The following is a 21,577-nucleotide window of genomic DNA, read 5'->3' as shown; positions in this document are numbered from 1 at the left end:
TACATCAAATTTCTGAAAAATTACCTTTTTAATTTATTATATTGTTAATATTATAACATTGATATTCATTAAATTTTTATCTATAATCACTAATATATTCATTTAGTTTTAAATCTTTTGTTAAAAATATACTATGTTCATCAACTCATTGATCTTTTCATTTATTTTTCATTAACAATATGATATAATTATTAATGCAATAAGTTAGCTTTTAGATTCTTTTTTACTATTTAAACTAAATAATAAATAACTTATTTTTAGAACATCTAAAAGGGTACCAGGGAGAAGCCCTTCCTTTAGTACAAGTACCAAAAAGTATAAAGAAATGAAAATTTTGTAAAAAAGCTTTTTGAATTGAAAAGGGTACCAGGGAGAAGCCCTTCCTTTAGTACAAGTACCAAAAAGTATAAATAAATGAAAATTTTGTAAAAAGGCTTTTTGAATTTAAAAGGGTAACAGGGCGAAGCCCTCCCCTTTCTTCAGAACAAGTACCAAAAAGTATAAATAAATGAAAATTTTGTAAAAAAGCTTTTTGAATTTAAAAGGGTACCAGGGCGAAGCCCTTCCCTTTCTTCAGAACAAGTACCAAAAAGTATAAATAAATGAAGATTATAAGTAACAATTTTGGAGTTTTTAAAGTAAGCAAAAAATACTTAGGCAAGGAGGGAAAATTATGAAAAAGGCAAGCTTTTTTATCGTTTTGGGATTAGCTGTTTTATTGTTGTTTGGTTGCGCAGGTGACGGAGGCCCATTAGGTGGAGTATCTAAGGAACCAGAAGGTATTTGGCTCATTTCTACTTATACGGATCCAGATGGTGATGAGGTATATCAGGAATTCGACAGTTTTTTTTATGTTAAAATATCTGTAAATGATGATAAAAATGGTTATGATGCTATAGCATTAAATGAAGATGGTGATCCAGATGAAACAATAGAAGAAACTACTTTTGAGTTGGAAAATATTGATGTTATGTTAACAATTTTAAATATGGCACAACCATTTGGTTTAGGTGAATTTGATTATGAGTTGGACGGCACTTTTTATGATGTTTCTAAGGACGAAGATGACCTAATGTTTGGAAATTTTTTAGAAGATGTTTCAAATGATGAAGGTATTTGGTTCGCAGTAAGATATACTTTCCCAGCACCTGCAGCTTCATTAGAAGTGGATAATCCATTAATAGGTAGAGAAGATGAAATTGAAAAAATAATAGAAGCGAGAACTGGATACAAAGTAGAAATTGATTTTTCCGAAATAATTAAATAAAAAAGCATAGACAAATTGGCTGGGAGAAATCCCAGCTTTTAGTCTTACAAAAATAGGAAGGGAGAGGATATAATGAAAAAAAAGTTATCGCTTATAATTATTTCATTGTTGCTACTTACGTCGTTTATATTTGCCGACAAATTCATTTTAGTTTCAGATAGTTCTTTTAAAGTATATAGACTAGAAGCTTATGATAGTTTTGAACTTACTGGAGACGCATTAACTTTGAAAAAAGCAGACACGTTATGGTCGGGTTCTGATGTTTCTGTAAAGATTAATCTTGTAACTGAGTTGGAGCTTCAGAAATATCAACAGCTCGAACAAATGTTAAAAGAAGGCAGAACAATTCCTGCTCCAACAAAACCAGGAGAAAGATCAACCGGTAAAATCATAACTGTTGAATGGTTAAAAGAAGATAAAAAAGAAAAGTTAACAGAAGAGATGAAGAAGTTCCTTGTTGATGCAAATCAAACAATGTTTGACCTTACAAAATGGTTAAACGATTGGGCAAATTGGATCCCAGTAAAATAGAATAATTATAGTTATTAAATTACAAAGCGGTAGAGGATCTCTACCGCTTTTTGAATTATTATTCTATAGGTTTTAGTTTTGCTGTAAAATGCCTTAAAATCTTAGGTTCATAAACAAATTCTAGTCCTTTTAGTGTATGGGCTATCTTGTTTACCTCAATTAAAGATTCTGCAACGTAGTCCATATGGTTATTTGTATAAACTCTGCGAGGAATAGTTAGCCTTAATAGTTCAAGGGGAGATTCTAATTGCTCGCCAGTATCAGGATCTCTTCCCAACATTAAAGATCCTATTTCTACTGCTCTAACTCCCGATTCTAAATAAAGTGCATTAGCAAGTGCCTGAGCAGGAAACTGGTAATATGGAATATGTGGGAGCATTTTCTTAGCATCAACGAAAACAGCGTGTCCTCCAACAGGATATTGTATAGGAATATCAGCGGCTCTTAATTTGTTGCCAAGATATTCAACCTGTCCTATCCTATACTCAAGATAATCTAATTCTATACCTTCTTTTAAGCCTCTTGCCATAGCTTCGATATCTCTTCCAGATAACCCTCCATATGTTGGAAACCCTTCTAAAGGTACTAAATTAGCCCTAGCTTGATTATACAGTTCTTCATCATCTTTTATTCCTATTAATCCTCCCATGTTTACTATGGCGTCTTTTTTTGCACTCATTGTAAATCCATCAGCATAACTAAACATCTCTTGAACTATATCTTTGATTGATTTATCTGCATAACCTTTTTCTCGATATTTTATAAAATAAGCGTTTTCTGCATAACGTGCAGCATCTAAAAACACATGAATTCCATATTTTTTTGCTAACTGACTTGTTTCTCTAATATTCTGCATCGAAACAGGCTGCCCGCCTGCACTGTTGCAAGTAACAGTTATTACAATAAAGGCTATATTTTCGCTACCTTTTTCTCTAATGAACTTTTCCAGCTTTTCAATATCAATGTTTCCTTTAAAGGGATGAAAAGAAGAGGTATCAAAGGCTTCTTGTATTACCAAATCTACTGCTCTTGCGTTAGCTAATTCAACATGTGCTTTTGTTGTATCAAAATGCATATTGCTCAGTACATATTGACCAGGTTTAGATATCAACAAAGGAAATAAAACCTTTTCAGCGCCTCTACCTTGATGAGTTGGGATAAAATATTCATAATTAAAGATTTCTTTACAAGTGTCTATCAAATTATAATAGTTCTTACTACCTGCGTAAGACTCATCTCCCAACATTATACCCGCCCATTGATTGTCACTCATTGCGCCTGTTCCGCTATCGGTTAATAGATCGATATAAACTTCATCGGCTCGTAGGGCAAATACGTTGTAGCCTGCCCTTTTTAGAGCTTCTTCTCGTTCTTGTCTTGAAATTAATTTGATAGGTTCAACCATTTTAATCTTGAATGGTTCGGGTTTAGAGACTTTTCCCATATTTAGTTCCCCCTTTAAATATTTTGAAGAAAGTTACTACACCCTAGGAAAAAAGAGGAGAAAGCTCAACGTAGTTTATTGTTTTGTTAGCAATTTCTTCTTTGAGAAGATCTTTTATCTCATCTTTTGAGCTAAAATAGATTATTTGCCAGCCAGAATTCGCTATCTTTTTTAATAAGTTCATTTGTCTGTTTAACCTTTCAAAATCTGATTTTACAAACGGGTCGTCCATAATGAAAAATCCAAATCTATCTTTCAATAAAGTTCTTCCTAAAGCTAAACGAATTGAGAAGTATAATTGATCATATGCCCCTCCTGAAAGTTGATAGGCATCTAGCACTACTTTATCCTTTCTTCTTACCTTAATCTTATTTTCATTACTGTCAAATGTGACTTCATCATAAAGTCCATCTGTTATTTCTTTGAAATACTTTGTTACTAGACTGTTTTGTCCGAAAAGGCTAGAAATCTTTCCTTTTTCTTCCCTCTCCAGTTCTTCAAATATTGATAAAACCACTAAAGCATTATTTCTGTTGTTTTCATGTGTGTTGACGAAATCAGAAAGCAATTTTTTAATTGCCTCTAAATCTGTAGAAGTTTCACAAAAAAGGTGTTCATCTGGAAGTAAGATTTTATTTACCCTTCCCTCTATATCTTCAAACATTTTTTGGATTAGTTTCGTATTATTGTGAACTTCTTCATACTCATTTTTATACTTATTCTCATTATATTTTAAGTTAGTTAATAGATCTTCACTAAATTTATCTTCAGGAAAGTTATCTTTGTATATTTCAAGTTTTTTTATCTCATTTTCCCAGTAAGGGATAGCTTCTTCCAAACTTTTACCCACATAACCAAAATGACTTTTTAAAATAGTTTCTTGCTTTCCAATAGTATTTTTAATCTCATTTTTTAATTTCAGTTTTTCATTGTAAGATTCTAAGGAAGTCTCTTTTGATTTTTCTTTTAGTTTTTCGATTTTTTCTTGTATATTTTTTATATGTTGTTCAATTTCCGCAATTTCTTTATTTTTAAGATCATTGATCTGTAATTTTATCTTTTCTTTATCTAAAAATGCTCGGTTAAATTCTTTTAATTTTGTTTCATACCAAACTTCATAATTTTTAATGTTTTCATATATTTCTCCAAGCGTGTCTGCCATTAGTCCAAGGGTTTGCAATTTAGCTTTAAACTCTTCAAATTTGTTAATTACTTGGTCTTGATCTTTTATAACTTTATATTTTAATCCCCCAAAAGCTGCTACTGCTATAGATGAAACAGCAGTTAATACATAAAACAGAAGAGATTTGTTAAAAACAATCCCCACTACCGAAATAGCCAAAATAACGATAGAAATAATCATAGATACAGTAAAAACTTTGTTTTTCTTTTCTAATTTATTAACATCCCTAGAAGAATTAAATCGGCTCATCTCAGGCTTTATCTCTTCATCAATCTTTTTCTTTTTTTCTTCATAGCTTTTAAACTCTTCAGATAGCTCTTTATATTTTTCATCTGCTTTTTCAAGCTCTTTGACTTTCACTTCAAGTTCTTTCTCTTTCTTTTGTTTTTGAGAGCTATACATATCAAGCTCTTTTTCTAAATCATTCCAAAGTTTTGCATCATTTTCGTTGTAAACATCTAATTCTTTAATTTCATCCATTAATTTTTTAAGAATAGTTAGAGCTTCATCGCCTTTTTCATATTTTTCACGTTTTCTTAATGCTTCTAACTTTTTTATCTCTTCTTCGATTGTTTCCAGTTGTTCTTTTAATTCTACTTTTTTTTCTTCAAGCTCGTCTAATCCCTTTTCTTTTACTTCCTGTATAAGCTGATCAATCTCTTCTATTAGTTTGTTTGCTTCATTAATCCTTGTTTTTAATTTTTCGTCCTTAACGTCTTGAAATTCAAGAGACTTATCAGTTAATCTTGCTATCTCCTTAATTTTTTCACTAATTTTAGCAATTCTTTCGGTTTCTAAACCAGTTAACTTGTCAGTTATACTTTCATAGAACATACTTTCTTTACTCAAGTCGTGTGCAACTGATAAATTACTGTTTCTAACAATAAAGATGTTGTTACATTCTGTGGCTGATAATCCCGATATTTTAGGCAAATCTCCTTTTTCAGGTATCTTGTATTCATTACCCTTTTCATCTACTAAAACAACATACCCTTCTGGTACTTCTTGTACTCTTTCTAAGTTTTCAAAGTCTTTTCCGGTTTTATTGAATAACAATTTAACAAGCCCATCAATTGTGAGGGTTTTCCCACATTCGTTTTTTCCCCAAATTAGGTTAAAATCATTAAGTTTAATCTTATTCAAGTTTTCTAACGGACCATATCGAATTATTGAAAACTCTTTAAGTTTCATTATTTTACAACCTCCATCATTGCTTTAATAGTAAGATCTATAAGTTCGTTTTTCTTTTCTTGTGAGTAGTTTTTTTCTTGAAGTTTTTTTAAGAAAGATTTAAAAAGCTCATCTTCAAGGACACGACTTATGTCTCTTACCTCAAAATGCCTTTCGATAACCTTATCGTTTAAAGCATCTTTGAGTTGATTAGCTAACTCTTTTTCAGTAATTCCAATTAGTTTGCTATTTATATATCCAGTAACTTTCAGTATTACCTTAGCTTGAGGATGAACTTTCTGTAGTTCTTTTTTTATATGTTCTATAGGATTCATTTTTTCAAATGGATTTATCTTTATTTGTAATTCAATAAAGTGAGGAGTATCAAGTAAGTATTCAGAAGGAGCGTTGCCTATCTCAAAAAGGTTTACCTTTCTCTGGCCCGTTTCTTTTTTGGTTATAGAAACCGGTGAACCTGGATAAACAAAGTATTTATTATCTTCAAATTCATATAAATCAAATTTTGAGTGAAAATGACCTGAAAGTATATAGTCAAAGCCCAGGTTTTTAAAGTAAGATAGTTTAGCAGGCATGTATCTTACTTCACCTTCATCTCCAAAATCGCTTGGTGAGTAAAACGTGTCAACCAATTCCCCATGAAATAGTAAGATATTTGTTTTGGCAGTATCTAATTTAGAAGAAATCGATTTTATTTTTCTAAAGAACTCTTCTCCTGATATAGGCTCAAAAGGAAACCCCCAAACGCATACGTCATTATACTCATATGGCTTGTTTAAATCAGTTAATATTACCACGTCTTCACCAAAATACAAATCTTCTGAAAATGATTTGCTATCATGATTACCTGGGATAATAACTGTTATGAATTCGTTGTTTGAAAAAAGCCCGCGAATCTTTGACCTCAATACCTCTGATTTTACATCTTCGTCAAAAAGATCTCCACTTATTACAAAAAGGTCTATATTTTCGCTTTTTCCTATATCTATTATGTGTTCCAAACTTTTCCATCGTTCATCTTCATAATCACATAGATGAACATCAGCAGTGTGAAGAATTTTCATTCCGATAACTCACCCCTTAATAACTAAGATAATAGCCAAAGGCACTTAAAGAGAAAAAAGGAGGGCTACCGCCCAGCAACCTGTTATTAATATGATTTTTATAGGGCAATTACGAATATTATCAATTTAGACATCCATATAAGTTGCCTCTACAAAATTTCAAAGAACGATCATAATTTATCTATTCGATTATATTTTACTATATTTCTTGAGTAGATTCAAAGAAGATTTGAAAAAACATAAGTCTTTAAAAATATTCTTGTGTAAAATTTTAAAAAACTGCTAGACTTTTTTAGGAATTTTTTGTATAATGTTATACATACGTATAATAAGGGGGAATTTTATGTACTTTTTTGAAAAACTTTCAAAGTTGGTAGGAAATGAAATTAACTTTGTAAATAAGGAAATTAGCGTTAAAGGAAAGGTTTTTCGTGTTGAAGAAAATAAAGATTCGTTTTATGTGTATATATCAGATTATGAATGTTCTTTCTTATGCCAAACTCAGGATAAAATAAAAAAAGGAGAATGGTTTCGCTTCGAAGGTATTTTAGAATATGATTCAGTTATGGCCTCTTATTATATCAACGTATTTCAAGTAAAAAAAGCTGTTCCGATTGAAACCTGTGATTTAGCGGTAAATAAAAGGGTTGAACTGCATGCTCACTCAAAGATGAGTTCAAAAAGCTCAATTTTGGATATGAAAGAACTTGTAGATACTGCCTTAATTTATGGTCATCGTGCTGTAGCTATTACTGATAACGAAAATGTGCATATAATCCCGGCCTTTTATCAATATGCTAAACAAAAAAATATAAAACCAATATTTGGTTGCGAATTAAACGTTTTTGATGAGTCAAAAGGTATCATGAAAAATGTGAACGTACTCGTAAAAAATCAAAAAGGCCTAAAAAATCTATATAAAATAATAACTATATCCCACATGAACGTTGTAAACAAAAAAGCAGTCATAACCTTAACTGACCTCATAAAACACAGAGATGGTTTGTTATTAGGTTCTTCACTGGATAGTTTTTTACTGTATTATTATCTAAAAGGTTCGTCAGAAGATAGATTATCTGAGTTAATCTCTTTCTATGACTACATAGAACTCTTTCCCTTAGACTGTTATATAGATTCAAATATAGAAACTTCAAAATTAGTTGATTACTCCAAAACTATTTACAATCTCTCAAAAAAATTGAATAAGATCGTTGTCATGTCTGGCGATGTTCGTTATCTAAGAAAAGGAGAACAAGATTATCTAAACGTTATGATACTCGGAACTTCAACCAAAAGTAAACCAAGAAAGCAAACAAATAACGTCAACTATTTCAGAAACACCCAAGAGATGTACGACGAAGCGTATAAGATATTCAAAAAGATAGGAATTGCAAAAGAAATAACAGTAAAAAACACTAGCAAAATTGCAGAAAGTATAGAAGAAGTAGTTCCATTTGATCTTAAGTTAAAGGTACCTAAATTCGAGTCTGCTGATGAAAATTTACGAAAATATGCTTACGAAAATGCAAGAAAGATATACGGAAAAGAGCTTCACCCCCAAATTATTGAAAGAATGGAAAAAGAACTAAATAATATAATCAACAATGGATATGCAGTAATATTTCTAATATCAACTGAGATGGTTAAAGAATCTCTAAGATTTGGATACCCAATAGGTTCTCGTGGATCAGTTGGGTCTTCTTTGATAGCGTTTCTTTTAGGCATAACAGAAGTTAATCCTCTTGCTCCCCATTATTTTTGTAAACATTGTGGATACGTTGAATTCAGTGAAAACCTAAATTTATGTGGCTTTGACCTAGAAAAAAAGTCTTGCCCAAGATGTGGTAAGATTCTATCCTCTGATGGCCATAACATAAGATTTGAAGTGTTTATGGGATACTCAGGCGAAAAGATACCTGATATAGATGTGAACTTTTCTGCAGATATTTTTAACGATATACAACGATATCTAGAAAAAAGATTTGGAAGGGATTACTGTTACAAAGCAGGGACTATAAGTACGATTTCAAGATACAATGCAATGAAAATGGTTAATAAGTACTACAAAAACAAAGAAGTTAGAAATGTGAACTATGCTCATTCTGTCTATATATCAGAAAAGATAAAAGGAACTAAGCTAAATACAGGTCAACATCCATCTGCGATGATCATCATTCCAAGAGAATACGATGTTCACGATTTTACTCCTTACCAATACTCTGCCAACTCTCCAGAAATAGGTATTATTACAACACATTATGACTTTAAGGCATTAGAAAATGATTTACTAAAGATCGATGTTTTATCCCATGATGGGCCAACTTTTTTGAAAATGTTGAAAGATTTAACCGGATTTGATTATAACGATATACCTATGGATGATGAGCGGGTACTTTCACTTTTTTCTTCGACAAAGGAGTTGGGAGTAGATCTTTCTGAGATAGAAACTGAAATCGGAACTTTGGGTGTGCCTGAAGTTTGGACACCATTTTCTCACAAGATGCTTATTGAAACTAGGCCAAAGACCTTTTACGATCTATGCAGGACAAACTCATTAGCCCATGGAACCAACATATGGTTTAACAATGCTCGTGAAATTGTTTTAAAAAATACGGCTGATATTAATCAAATCGTCAGTTGTCGAGATGATATCTTAATCATGCTCGAATATTATGGGGTCGATTCAAAATTATCGTTTCGAATAATGGAAAAAGTGAGAAAAGGCAAAGATTTAACTGATGAAGAGATCAGTGCGATTAAAGATTCTAATGCGCCAGAATGGTATCTTGATTCTCTCAGAAAGATACATTATCTCTTTCCAAAGGCTCACGCCGTTGCCTACATGATCATGGCTTATAAAATAGCGTATTATAAGCTATATTATCCTCTAGAGTTTTACAGTGTTTATTTTACCGTTAGAGCAAAATGTTTCGATATAGGTATTGTAATGAGCGAAGAGTTAACTCTTAAATTAATAAAAATACTTTCAAAAAATGAATTCCAGCATAACTATGAACAATCTAACGTCTATTCAACGCTTAAAACTGTGTATGAAATGAGAAAAAGAGGGTACGATTTTCTAGGACCAGATAAAGATAAAAGTGAAGCTCATGTGTTCAAAATAGAGGGTGACTACCTTAGAATCCCGCTAACTAAAATGAAAAACATAGGAAATAAAAAGGCAAATAAAATAATTAGGCAAAGACAACAACAAAAAATTATATAAAAATCAACATATTTTTTCTCTCTCATAAGTAATATCCGCAAATTAATTTAAGTTTTTGTGAATTTTTATTTAAAAGTATATTTTTTGAAATAATATATTTAGTATTATTATATAGTATTATATAATGTCCTATTTTTTCATACAGGTTCGTGTCAAAAATTGATACGATTCTGTATGAATTTTTCATACAGTTCTGTCTTAAAATTTAATACACCTGTCTGAATTTTTAAGACACATTAGATAAATAAAATTACATAATTTTTTTAAAGTGGTAAATAAAAATCAATATTTATCTATTAAAATAATACTGTTGGGAAATTGTTTTCTTTGTTTATATTTTTAGAGTTTTAGTAGAGATGCGTAAAATTTCGCTTCTCTACCTTTTTAGATTTAATTTACCATATAAAGGGTCGAAGGGGTAATAATTAAACCTCTATTTTTTTCTTACCAATTTTGCCGCTCAGCAGTAAGCAATCCTAAAAATTTCTTATTATTAATATTTAGGTATAGCAAGCCTTATTATATTTTTTATTATTTTCTGTCAAAAAACTAGTCGAAGAAGGGAGGGATGTCTATGAAGAACAATTATCTAACCAACGGTCCTATAACAAAAGCATTGGTAAAATTAGCCTTACCAATAATGGCTACTTCGTTTGTACAAATGACTTATACAATGATGGACATGATTTGGTTAGGAAGAATAGGAAGTAACGCAGTCGCTGCTTCGGGCACAGTTGGATTTTTTACTTGGATTGGTTCGGCTCTTTTTATTTTGTCTAAGATAGCAGTAGAGGTTGGAGTTGCTCAGTCGCTAGGAAAGGATGATATCCACGCTGCAAGAGAATACGTTCGTCATTCGATTCAATTGGATATTATTATTGCCTTAGTGTATACTGCTATTTTAATAATATTCAGAAATAGTATGATAGGCTTTTTTAGAATAGATGACCAAGAAGTTGTTCAAATGGCTCTTGATTATTTGGTTATCATTTCTATAGGATTAATTTTTTATTTCATAAACCCAGTTTTATCTGGTGTTTTCAACGGTGTAGGAGATAGTGTTACACCGTTTAAAGTAAACGTAGTAGGTTTGATAGTTAATATGGTTCTTGATCCCTTGATGATTTTGGGAATAGGACCTTTCCCATACATGGGTATTAAAGGTGCGGCATGGGCAACTGTTATTGCACAAGCTACTGTTACATTTTTGTTTATTTTTGAATGTAGAAAACTAACTTCTCTTTTTAGTGGGTTAAATATATTTAAGCTACCAAAAAAAGAATACTTAAAAAGTATAGTAAAATTAGGCGTTCCTGTGTCTATACAGAACGTAATATTTGCCACTATATCGATGTTTCTAGCCAGAATAATTGCCCAATGGGGATATCAAGCTATAGCTGTACAAAATGTTGGATCTCAAATTGAATCCATTTCTTGGATGACAGCTGGTGGTTTTTCAACTGCTATTTCTACTTTTGTAGGTCAAAATTATGGAGCCGGAAAATGGGACAGAATAAGAGAGGGATACAAGAAAGGATTAATGATCGTAGGAATCATTGGACTCATAGCCACTTTCTTGTTCTTCTTTGTTCCAGAGCCAATAATAAAAATATTTATACCTACTGATAGAGAAGCTATTGAAATTGGTATTAACTATCTAAAAATTCTGAGCCTTTCACAATTCTTTATGGTTGTGGAAATAGCTACTCAAGGAGCTTTCAATGGTTTAGGCAAAACACTTCCACCATCACTTGTTGGAATAATACTTAATGCCTTGCGTATTCCTGGAGCGTTAATATTATCTTCTACTGTTTTGGGATTAAACGGAGTTTGGTGGAGCATTTGTATTAGCAGTATTTTAAAAGGTGTTATTTTATTTATTTGGCTTGCTATAGTTTTAAAGAGTTTCCCTAAAAGCTCCTTAAATGAGGCTTATGAAGAATGTTAAAAAATATAAATAAAAAACGGGAGATTCGGTTTTCTCCCGTTTTATCTTTTTATTTTGCTAAATATTCATCATTCACTCTATCTTGTAAATAAACATTTGTGAACTCGTTTGAAGCATTTTTATACATTTTATAGCCTTCGTCGATACAATCTGAACAAGCATCCCTTGGTATGGTAATTGCAAAAACATTGTAACCTGTATCACTTCTAGATCTAATCGTATTAACTCCAGAACATTTCTTACATATTTTGAATGTCTGTGTTTGCTGCTCTAGTATGCCATCTGTGTCATAATATATTCTTCTGGTTCTTTCAACCTTTTCCATACCTTTGAAGTCGTTTAACCAAAGATCTTCTTTATTTTTCCATCTCTGATAAACTAGTTCAGAAAGACCCTTGATATAGTTTGTAATCTTTTCTGGCTGTTTTAATTCGTGTGCATCATAATCTGGTTCTCTAACGTTGGAATAATCAATTCCAGCCATCGCTAAAATAATTCCTAGGTTGATGTACGGAAGCGCACCTTCTATAGAATAACCGCCTTCAAGCACAGCAATATCTGGATTTAACCTATCATTGAGTTTTGCGTATCCTTGTGCTGTAAAATTCATGTTTGTTATGGGATCAGTATAGTGATTATCTTGTCCAGCAGAATTAACTATTATATCAGGCTTATACTCCTCTAAAATTGGCATAACAACATTTTCAAGAACGTATAAAAAGCCTTCTTCACCTGTTCCTGGAGGCAAAGGAATGTTTATATTATACCCATAAGCTCCAGGACCACCAAACTCATCAACAAATCCAGTACCCGGGAACAAAGTTCTACCGTCCTGGTGAAATGAAATAAAAAGTGTGTCTTTATCGTTCCAATAAATGTCTTGAGTTCCGTCTCCATGGTGACAGTCCGTATCGACAATAGCTACTCTTAAGTTGCCAAATTCTTGTCTGATTCTTTCAAGCATTACTGCCTCGATGTTTATTATACAAAATCCTCTATCTCCATAAACGACTCTCTGGGCGTGATGTCCTGGAGGACGAACAAGTGCAAAAGATTTATCAACCTCTTTTTCTAAAACTTTTTTTAAAGAAACTATTGCCCCTCCTGCAGATATTAAATGTGATTGAGTAACTCTTGATTTAACGTTTGGAACACAAAAATGTACTCTTTGAACATCTTTTTCTTCTGCAACTATAGGGTTATAAAAGGTTATACCTTCTATGTCTTGAATTCCTTCTTCAAATATTTGATCTTGAGTATACAATAACCTTTCTTCTCTTTCTGGATGAGTCGGACTTATTGCCCAGTCAAATGCAGGAAAAAAGACAAGTCCTAGTTTGTTTTTAGCCTTGATCAATATTATCACCTCTTAAATTGTAAATCAGTCCGGGCTTTATTTGTGCTTTAATACGAATATTCTGACCGCTTGTATAAAACCCACGAACCATATTAAAGCAACTCTCTTCAACTATCTCTGCTTCTATTTCATCTTCTTTTGCCCCTAAGGATCTTGCTGATTCTTTGAGTAGTTCTATGGCCTTTTTTCTTGCCAACTCTAATGAGAACTTTCTATCAACATTTTGATAAATTTCTAGTTCTGGTACAGTCATTATCCCTTTTGCGGTATCTACAAGCATGTTTATCTCGGTAGTTGGTTTTGCAAGAGCTGCCCCTATTGCATTTGCTACTGCATAGTTTTTTGGATAATAACATGGCAAATTAAACTTTTTTTCTAATGTTGGAGCTAAAGCCTTTGCAGGCGCTCCAATAATGTTTATAACCTTTGGCTCGATTTTTTTCCCATAAAGTAATTCTTTAATAGTATAAACAGGTTTTGAGTTTATCTCTGTTAATAATTCATCTACTTTGACTTTAATCATTTCTGCCATTGTTTCTAGAACTAGTTTTGCAGCATCAATTGAAGATAAATTAAGTTTTTTGCCGAGAGTTTCCATCGCTTCTATTGCCTTTTGTTTGTCTCCTTGGATAATTCCAAGAACAATCATAGCATCGGTTGGTGTAGGCTTAGGACCACCATAACTATATGCCGGGCCCTCTCGTCTTGGACCTATTTTTAGCTTACCATCATTTACAGATATACTACTATCTCCACCAAGACCAATAGAAACACTGTATATAGACCTTACTAAAGTATTGTAATTCTCAATTTTTATTCCTAGTGGCTCAAAAAGTGGAATTCCATCAGCTAGAAAAAATATATCTGTTGTAGTTCCTCCTACATCTAACAATATCGCATCTTGATTTGTTTCTAATAATGCGTTGATTCCCGTACAACTAGCTGCAGGACCTGACAGTATTGTTTCAACTGGCTTTTCTTTTGCTGACTTGATGTTCATTGTTCCTCCATCTGCTTTTAGTATATATACTGGAGCTTTTATGTTTTCCTGTTCTAAAGATTTTTTAATGTTAGAAGAAAATTCTTCAAAAGTCTTAAATACTGCAGAATTTAAGAATGAGGTTGCAACTCTTCGAGGGAAATTTAGTTTTCCAGAAACTGTATGTCCCATTGTAACTGTTGAAAAACCTTCTTTTTCTAATATATCTTGAATATCTGTTTCATGTTTTGGATTACGAGGCGAAAATTTAGTCACAACAGCACAACAATCTAAGTTTTTTTTCCTAAATATTCTAACAGCATTATCAATTTCTTCTTTTTTCCAAGGTTCTACCTCTGTTCCTCTATGGTCAATGTATCCACTTATAAAAACATTTTCATCTCCAAAAGCCAAAAAATCATGCGGCAAACCTGGTCCTGATTGAATTATCAATCCAACCGGAGAGGTTGTGTTTTCAACAATAGCGTTAGTACAGACAGTAGTACTTAAGTTAATTCGTTGAATTTTTGAAGTGTCAAAATCTTGAAGAAGTTCAGTTAATGTTGTCCATATTGATTGAAATAAATCATTTCTATCAGTTGGATTTTTTACGCTATTTATAATCTTACCGTTATCAATCAAAACTGCGTCAATATTAGTTCCTCCCATATCTAAACCAACAATCAATTAATTAAAAACCTCCTTTATCGTTTTGTAGTTAAAAGCAGAATTTGGAATAACAAACGAAGTCGCCAGCAGGTCAAATTTCTAAGTTTAAAATAAAGAAATATGCAGAAAACATTTTTCTAACTATATCAATTATACCAAAAAAATCTGTCGACCCCCAATAAGCTAAAAAACCTAGGGGATCGACAGACTTGTTCTTTTCATCACAAGAATGATTAATTAACATTTTGAATTCATTTTTACCTGAATTTAATAGAAAAGCTTGACATCACCTTATTTTTATGTTATAGTATTAATAATGACCCTACGGGTTCTTATCCTACCTATGAGGAATGGAAACTTCAGTAAAAGATGCAAATCCAAATGGAGACCCTTGTTCTTATCCTACCTATGAGGAATGGAAACGTAAAACACTGTTAGTATACACTGTAAGGTTTATCAAAACATTGAAAACCTGTACAGCACCTTGCCCGAGAAGTCGTATATCTAACTGAGAGTGATTAACAGAATCAACGATTTCAGATGTCCCATTATTTGTTTTTTAACTGAAATATTCTTAATTTCAGAAAATGTCCGTTGCATACTTTTTATTACCAAATAATAATTATCACTTGAAAATTCAGAAAGACAATCAAGAACATCGGGTACAATAAACTTATTTTGTTTAATAGGTTCTTCTTCCTGATTCACTTCGTTATTAACTTCCAATTTATCTTTTGATTTCTCTAACAGATCTGGTTCAAACGTTGTAATAATTTTGTCTTCCCCTAAAACAGCTACCACTTCGATATTTTCTTTCCTTTTAGAATTAAACAACTCACTAATATTTTGATTACACTCTTTTCGTTGAACATATCTTGAAACAGATAAAGTGCGTAATATGCTTGCTATATTAAACTTATTTGCATGCATAATAATTGCTTCTAATATACTTGTCTTACCTACACTGTTTTCTCCTAACAAAAAGTTAATCTTACCTAATTCGTTTAATTGACAATCATCAATACTTCTAAAATTTTTGATATGTATACTTTCGAATAATTCTGTTCTCATCGTTTTGTTTCTCCTTTACCAAAAGTTTGCACTCTCTCATTACAAATTGTAGCATTTTTTACTATTTACTAACGATATAAATATAAAAGCACAATTTTTCAATGCTAAACTGAATTTTATCCTTTGAATTTTGTAAAAAGTATGGTACAATAGAAACAAGGAAAGAGGAGTTTTTATGCTTACAGACGAGCAAAAAACTATTATAGACTCTGATGAAGATAGAATGATGGTAAAAGCGGTCGCAGGTTCTGGGAAAACCACTACCATACTTAAAAAAGTAGAAAGTATAGACGAAAACAAAACTATATTATATTTAGCGTTTAATAAAAGTATTGAACGCGGAATTCAACCTATAGCTGCTAAGCGTAAAAACTTTCTACCTAAAACGTTTCATGCGTTAGCATATAGGTATGTTGGATATAAGTATTGAAACAAATTAGTGGATACGTATAGGGTTAATGACGTAATAACAGATCTTGGACTTAGACGTAACGAACTCAATATAATATACGCTACTACACTATTAAATGTATTTAATTTCTATTTACATTCAGAGTATATGCGAATTGACGATATGCCTCTATCGACACTATTTAAAAGTTGGTCGCATTTTGGGAAAGATATGCCAGCAGATTTAAATAGATTATTTAAACTACAAAAAAATGTTAATAACCATGTCGGTGTATCACACGATTTGTATATGAAACTATTTCAACTAAGTAAACCAAAATTAGATTATGATTATATATTTGTAGATGAAGCACAAGATCTTAATGGCGCTATTATAGATGTCATTCAGAATCAAGACGCTAAACTTATGTTAGTTGGTGATAGTTATCAACAAATATACGGGTTTAGATTGTCTATTGATGCATTAAACCAGTTTGATGGGTTTAAAAACTATGCGTTAACTAATTCGTTTAGGTTTGGACCAGAAACAGCCGAATTGGCTAAAAAAGTGTTGTCTATAGGATATAGAACTCCACAAATTTTTGGGTTGAATAAACAGCAAAATATAGATAAAATAACAAAATATCCGTATGCTTACCTTTGCAGAAGTAATGCAGGTATATTTGATATATTAATTCAGTTTATGAGTAAAGGTACTAAAATAGCGTTTGAAGGAGGTAAAAATAGTTATAATTTTTCGCTTATTCGAGATGTATATGCATTATACAATGATGAACCACAACTAGTTAAAAATCCGCAATTAAAAATGTTTAGAGACTGGTATGAACTTGAAACGTTTTTGAACACTTCGGGTGATAGAGAGTTATCAGCTGCAGTTAATATAGTAGATAAATATAAAGACGATATACCTAAATATTTACACGAAATACATAAACTTCCTGATATACCAAAAGAAAATGCAGAGATTATCTTATCGACAGTTCATAAAGCTAAAGGAATGGAATACGATCAAGTGAAGTTGCATAACGATTTTGCTGAAATAGGATATTTAAATAAAGTTATATCTGAAACTGAAGGAGATTATATAGCAGGACAAACATTAGAAGAAATAAACTTGTTATACGTAGCTGCTACTAGAAGTAAACATAAATTAGAATTAAACGAAGATCTTGAAAAACTAAGAAGTAAAGAATATCAGATTATAGATAATACAACAAATTTTAAACGCAGAAACGTTGTAGAAGAAATAAACGAAGTTGAATTAGCAAAGTATCATTTTCTTAAACAAAAACATAGTAAAACAAGTAATATAAAAAATAAAAATAATGTAAAAATAACAACTGTAGATAACAAGATCAAAATTAATAACCCTACTGTTGTACCTAATAATCGTATGTCGTCATACGATTTTATTAAACAATATATCAAAAACAACTGAGGAGGTCAAATGGATGAACAAAAACGAGTTTGTAGAAGTTTTATCGAAAAAAAAACAGGGACACCAAAAAAGTTAATTGAACAAATAGTAGCAGTATACTCTGAAACAGTTATTGAAGAAGATGTAAAAAGTAATCTCGTATCATTAAGAAATTTCGGAACATTTAAACCCGTTGAGTTTAAACCCCAAAAAGGTGTTAACCCACAAACTTTAGAAGAAATACATATTCCAGCTAAACGAACGTTAAAGTTCTAAGCTAGTGGATATGTTAAAGAAAAGTTAAATCAACGTGGGTAAACAACTATTGGGCTAAAAGCTGAAGGGTTCCTTTCGTTTATTGTCTTATTATGGAAGGACAACTTATTAATTGTGAAGGAAGGTAATATAAAAAATGGCGATGGAAAAGGTTGTCGACGACGCAACGACAAGTACAACGAAATCACCAGAAGAAATTATCAATCTATTTAAAACAAAAAAAATTGATAAAGATTGGTCGTTTGCGGAATGCAAACCATCAGATACTGGCAAATGGACACATAATTACCATCGATATCCTGCTAAATTTATTCCACAACTTGTTGAGAAGTTAATTGATGATTATATTTCTCAGGAAGAAGCTCATATAAACGATCCGTTTATGGGATGTGGAACTACCATTGTTACCGCAATTTCGAGAGGATTTAAGGTTTCAGGAACTGATATTAATAAAATTGCTTATCTCATTACAAAAGTTAAATCTACACCTATAGATCCAAAATATCTTAATAAAAAAATTGAGCAATTATTGAATAGATTGAAATTTTTAAAAGAATCACAAGCCATATTGTTTGATGACAAAATTGAACCGTTAATACCCCAAAAACACATTGATAGAATAAACTATTGGTTTACTGAAGAAAACAAAAATGAGTTGGGCATAATATTAAGAGTTATTTATAATGAAGAAGATGAGACTATCAGAAACTTCTTCCTTGTTGCTTTCAGTCATGTACTAAAGAATTGTTCTATATGGCTTCAAGGAAGCACGAAGCCAACGAGAGATCTCAAGAAAAATGCAGCTAAACCTTACGACGCTTTGCAAAGACAGTTAAGAAAAATGCAGAAAGGGAATGAAGCATTTTATAAAGTCGTTCCTACTAAAGTAAGAGAGAACCTAAATCAATACTTGAAAATTGAGGTTGGAGATGCTAGAAATCAACCTGTATCTGATGAAACCGCGGATTTAGTTATAACTTCGAGCCCCTATGTAACCAGTTATGAATATGCAGACTTACATCAATTATCAACTATATGGCTTGATTTAGCAGATGATTTAACAGAATACAAAAAGGAATTTATAGGCACATCTTACAAAAAATACGAAAATAAAAGATTAAGAAGTTTAATTGCTAAGGATATAGTTAGTAAAATGTCTAAAAAAAGCAAGAAAATAGCAAAAGAAATAGAAGCGTTTTTCATTGATATGGAAGAGGTTTTCGACGAGAGTTATAGAATTTTAAAACAAGGTGGTAGATGCTGCTATGTCATTGGTAATACAAAATTAAAGGGTGTTGATATACTAAACGCCGAAGTTTTCGCTGAGAGTTTACAATACTCTGGTTTTAAATTCGATAGACTTATAAAAAGAGAAATCCCATCTAAAATTCTTCCACAAAGACGTGATGAAAAAACAGGTAGATTTGCCAATAACCACGAAGCAAACTCTGAGGCTTATCCTATAGAATACATTGTCGTTGGCTTAAAGGAGTGAAAATTGTGAACTTCAAGGATTTGGAAAAGTTGTATCTAGAAAAGAAACAACAGTTTGGAACAGAAGCATACAAACATATCTCAGAACTGTTGGAAGAAGCAAAAGAGATTCACAAGGCAGACTGGCAAAACAATAAGACACCTAAAGGAGACCATGAACAGAGTTGGAGAGCGTTTAAAGGAAAAAATCTGGAAAGGTTAGTTCAATATATTATCACAGATGAAGTTGAAAAAATGGGTCTTAAAGTTGTTAATGGTAACAGACTAGAAAGAAGTACAAAACTATCTAAAGAGTTAAGTCAGGTAAAACGAAATTTAGCTATTGACTACGGGAAATTTGGGTTACATTTACCGGATGTTGATGTCGTTATTTACAATCCTCGAAATTGTAAAGTTTTAGCTGTTATTTCAATCAAAGTGACTTTACGAGAAAGAATCGCACAGACAGGTTACTGGAAACTTAAACTCTTACAAGACAAATTAACAAAACACATCAAGGTTTTTTTCATAACACCCGATGAAGATGGTGTATTAACATCTAAAAAGCCAGCAAAAAAAGGTAGGGCAATTGTAGAAGTAGATCTGGATGGTAGCTATGTTCTGACTAAAGATAAAATAGAAGAAAGCAACAAAGTCAAACTTTTTGAGCATTTTATAGATGATTTGAAACAACTATTAAAAAATGAAGCTTACGATAACGATTGAAGCACCTCATTTGTAGCCCCCCTATCTCCTTTATTCATGTTGTTGGTAAGCAGCTAAAGCAAATCCTCTCTACTTTGTGTAGGGAGGATTTATTATTTTTGATATATAGATTATTTAGTTCACACTTTTCTTTGTGGCATTATTACATAAAAATAAGTATTGTCATTAAGTGGTTTTAATACCGCTGGTTCAGAATCGCCTACAATTTTCATCTCTGTTTCTACAGTTTCTATTTTTTCTAAAGCTTCTTTAAGATATTTCGGGGTGTATAACACATTGAGATCTTGACCAGATAATTTAATTCCCATATTTTCTTGAGCTTCACCTATATCAGGAGAACTAGCATATATATTCAGATTGTTATTACTAAATGTACACGATATGCTATTATCTTTGTTAGACGCTATTGATACACGTTTTATAGCTGATAATAATGCTTCTGTATTAGCGACAACAAAAGTATTAAACGAGTCTGGCACAATTTGTTCGTACTCTGGGAACGATTGTTCTAGTACATTGAACACTATTTCAATATCGTCTTCAGGGAACTTAAACAATATTTGTGAACTAATTTCAGTTATTGCAACTGTTTTAGTAGTACACGACGATAAAACTGATTTAAGTTCTTCCATACTTTTTAAAGATAATAAAAACGTAGTAAATACATTTGTATTTGTATTCATTGTAGCTAACGCTAACCTAAACGAATCTGAAGCTACCAAACACAGTTTGTTAGGTTCAAATTCCCAATATACTGCATTAAATCTCATAGTTAAATATTCTGCATCTTTTAAAGCACAAAACATAACTTTATCAATACATTTAAGTAATTCGTTTTTGTCTAACGAAAAATCGTTACCTACTATACTAAAGTTTATAACTGGGAACTCTTTCAACTCCATAGTAGGCAACTTAAACTCCATTCTATCTCCAGAAATAACTAGCACGTTATTATTGTAAGATAGTTTAATAGTTTCGTCGTTTATATTCGAAACTACTTCTAATAATATCCTCTGATCAATAACTGTCGCAAACTGTTCTGGAAATAAAGCGTTTATAGTAATAACTTTATGAAACGCTTGCTGTAAATCAGTAGCATATATATGCTACTTATTCTGTTCTGCAACTAATTTAACACCTTTAAAAACAGGGTTGGTAGTTTTTTAGCTACCGCTGAATTGGTTAGTTCTATACTCTTTTTAAATTCTCGTGTGTTAATCTCCATTAATTTATCTCCCCTTAAAAATAATGTGTTGTGTCACTCTATATATATTATACTTTCCTGGGATTTAAACTTTGGTGCTGTACAAGATAATATAGGTGGTAAATTTTTCCCCACTTATGTAT

At 31.7% G+C, this 21,577-nt stretch carries 18 protein-coding genes; 10 read left to right on the top strand and 8 right to left on the bottom strand.

Annotation, left to right across the window (positions count from 1 at the left end; genetic code table 11):
• Positions 1-673: 673 nt before the first annotated feature.
• On the top strand, positions 674-1,267 hold the full coding sequence (locus DTL3_RS08365; RefSeq protein ID WP_045088316.1) for a hypothetical protein: 594 nt from the start codon (positions 674-676) through the stop codon (positions 1,265-1,267).
• A 72-nt stretch (positions 1,268-1,339) separates the two neighbouring features.
• Complete coding sequence (locus tag DTL3_RS08360) at positions 1,340-1,798, top strand: hypothetical protein (RefSeq protein ID WP_045088315.1); 459 nt, start codon at positions 1,340-1,342, stop codon at positions 1,796-1,798.
• A gap of 58 nt (positions 1,799-1,856) precedes the next feature.
• Here the strand turns inward: DTL3_RS08360 and DTL3_RS08355 are convergent, their stop codons facing one another.
• Genes DTL3_RS08355 through DTL3_RS08345 form a run of 3 tightly spaced genes read right to left on the bottom strand, consistent with a single transcriptional unit; the run spans position 1,857 to position 6,677 of the window.
• Positions 1,857-3,242, bottom strand: coding sequence for a tryptophanase (locus DTL3_RS08355; protein WP_045088314.1), 1,386 nt, complete (start codon positions 3,240-3,242; stop codon positions 1,857-1,859).
• A gap of 43 nt (positions 3,243-3,285) precedes the next feature.
• Complete coding sequence (locus DTL3_RS08350) at positions 3,286-5,616, bottom strand: ATP-binding protein (RefSeq protein ID WP_045088313.1); 2,331 nt, start codon at positions 5,614-5,616, stop codon at positions 3,286-3,288.
• Complete coding sequence (locus DTL3_RS08345; RefSeq protein ID WP_045088312.1) at positions 5,616-6,677, bottom strand: metallophosphoesterase family protein; 1,062 nt, start codon at positions 6,675-6,677, stop codon at positions 5,616-5,618. Before DTL3_RS08345 ends, DTL3_RS08350 begins: the two co-directional genes overlap by 1 nt.
• A 343-nt stretch (positions 6,678-7,020) precedes the next feature.
• On the opposite strand from DTL3_RS08345, the gene DTL3_RS08340 reads away from it, so the two are divergent.
• Both DTL3_RS08340 and DTL3_RS08335 read left to right on the top strand, forming a co-directional pair.
• On the top strand, positions 7,021-9,903 hold the full coding sequence (locus DTL3_RS08340) for a PolC-type DNA polymerase III (protein ID WP_052670450.1): 2,883 nt from the start codon (positions 7,021-7,023) through the stop codon (positions 9,901-9,903).
• A gap of 574 nt (positions 9,904-10,477) precedes the next feature.
• Positions 10,478-11,851, top strand: coding sequence for an MATE family efflux transporter (locus DTL3_RS08335; RefSeq protein WP_045088311.1), 1,374 nt, complete (start codon positions 10,478-10,480; stop codon positions 11,849-11,851).
• Positions 11,852-11,900: 49 nt separating this feature from the next.
• Here the strand turns inward: DTL3_RS08335 and DTL3_RS08330 are convergent, their stop codons facing one another.
• The 3 genes from DTL3_RS08330 to DTL3_RS09670 form a co-directional block, all read right to left on the bottom strand.
• Entirely contained in the window at positions 11,901-13,208 is a 1,308-nt protein-coding gene (locus DTL3_RS08330) for a histone deacetylase family protein (protein ID WP_045088310.1), read from the bottom strand.
• Positions 13,195-14,874: a hydantoinase/oxoprolinase family protein gene (locus DTL3_RS08325; RefSeq protein WP_045088309.1), complete on the bottom strand. Its 1,680-nt coding sequence runs from the start codon at positions 14,872-14,874 to the stop codon at positions 13,195-13,197. The genes DTL3_RS08330 and DTL3_RS08325 overlap by 14 nt, the downstream gene beginning before the upstream one ends.
• 73 nt (positions 14,875-14,947) lie before the next feature.
• On the bottom strand, positions 14,948-15,100 hold the full coding sequence (locus DTL3_RS09670) for a hypothetical protein (RefSeq protein WP_171820610.1): 153 nt from the start codon (positions 15,098-15,100) through the stop codon (positions 14,948-14,950).
• Between the two features lie 106 nt (positions 15,101-15,206).
• On the opposite strand from DTL3_RS09670, the gene DTL3_RS09665 reads away from it, so the two are divergent.
• Entirely contained in the window at positions 15,207-15,368 is a 162-nt protein-coding gene (locus DTL3_RS09665; RefSeq protein WP_171820609.1) for a hypothetical protein, read from the top strand.
• On the opposite strand, the gene DTL3_RS08320 is transcribed toward DTL3_RS09665, so the two are convergent.
• Positions 15,361-15,927, bottom strand: coding sequence for an AAA family ATPase (locus tag DTL3_RS08320; RefSeq protein ID WP_045088308.1), 567 nt, complete (start codon positions 15,925-15,927; stop codon positions 15,361-15,363). The two genes, DTL3_RS09665 and DTL3_RS08320, sit on opposite strands and share 8 nt — an antisense overlap.
• 175 nt (positions 15,928-16,102) lie before the next feature.
• Here DTL3_RS08320 and DTL3_RS08315 point away from each other — a divergent pair, with 175 nt between their 5' ends.
• The 5 genes from DTL3_RS08315 (at position 16,103) to DTL3_RS08295 (ending at position 20,230) form a co-directional block, all read left to right on the top strand.
• Positions 16,103-16,357, top strand: a complete 255-nt coding sequence (locus DTL3_RS08315) for a UvrD-helicase domain-containing protein (RefSeq protein ID WP_045088307.1) — start codon at positions 16,103-16,105, stop codon at positions 16,355-16,357.
• A 9-nt stretch (positions 16,358-16,366) separates the two neighbouring features.
• Entirely contained in the window at positions 16,367-17,776 is a 1,410-nt protein-coding gene (locus DTL3_RS08310; protein ID WP_045088306.1) for a 3'-5' exonuclease, read from the top strand.
• Positions 17,777-17,785: 9 nt separating this feature from the next.
• Positions 17,786-18,031, top strand: a complete 246-nt coding sequence (locus DTL3_RS08305) for an HU family DNA-binding protein (RefSeq protein ID WP_045088305.1) — start codon at positions 17,786-17,788, stop codon at positions 18,029-18,031.
• A 136-nt stretch (positions 18,032-18,167) separates the two neighbouring features.
• The gene (locus tag DTL3_RS08300) at positions 18,168-19,526 is read left to right on the top strand and encodes a DNA methyltransferase (RefSeq protein WP_045088304.1); all 1,359 of its coding nucleotides are present in this window, start codon (positions 18,168-18,170) and stop codon (positions 19,524-19,526) included.
• Positions 19,527-19,546: 20 nt separating this feature from the next.
• Positions 19,547-20,230 carry a BsaWI family type II restriction enzyme gene (locus DTL3_RS08295; RefSeq protein ID WP_231854010.1) on the top strand — a complete coding sequence of 228 codons (684 nt, stop codon included), beginning with the start codon at positions 19,547-19,549 and terminating at the stop codon, positions 20,228-20,230.
• Between the two features lie 119 nt (positions 20,231-20,349).
• Here DTL3_RS08295 and dnaN read toward each other — a convergent pair whose 3' ends face one another.
• Positions 20,350-21,333 carry a DNA polymerase III subunit beta gene (gene dnaN / locus DTL3_RS08290; protein ID WP_084217265.1) on the bottom strand — a complete coding sequence of 328 codons (984 nt, stop codon included), beginning with the start codon at positions 21,331-21,333 and terminating at the stop codon, positions 20,350-20,352.
• Between the last annotated feature and the right edge of the window lie 244 nt (positions 21,334-21,577).

It is taken from the genome of Defluviitoga tunisiensis, assembly GCF_000953715.1.
In the GTDB taxonomy this organism is placed as follows: domain Bacteria; phylum Thermotogota; class Thermotogae; order Petrotogales; family Petrotogaceae; genus Defluviitoga; species Defluviitoga tunisiensis.
The sequence above is the reverse complement of the archived record's forward strand: the minus strand, read 5'-3'. Positions and strand labels throughout refer to the sequence as shown.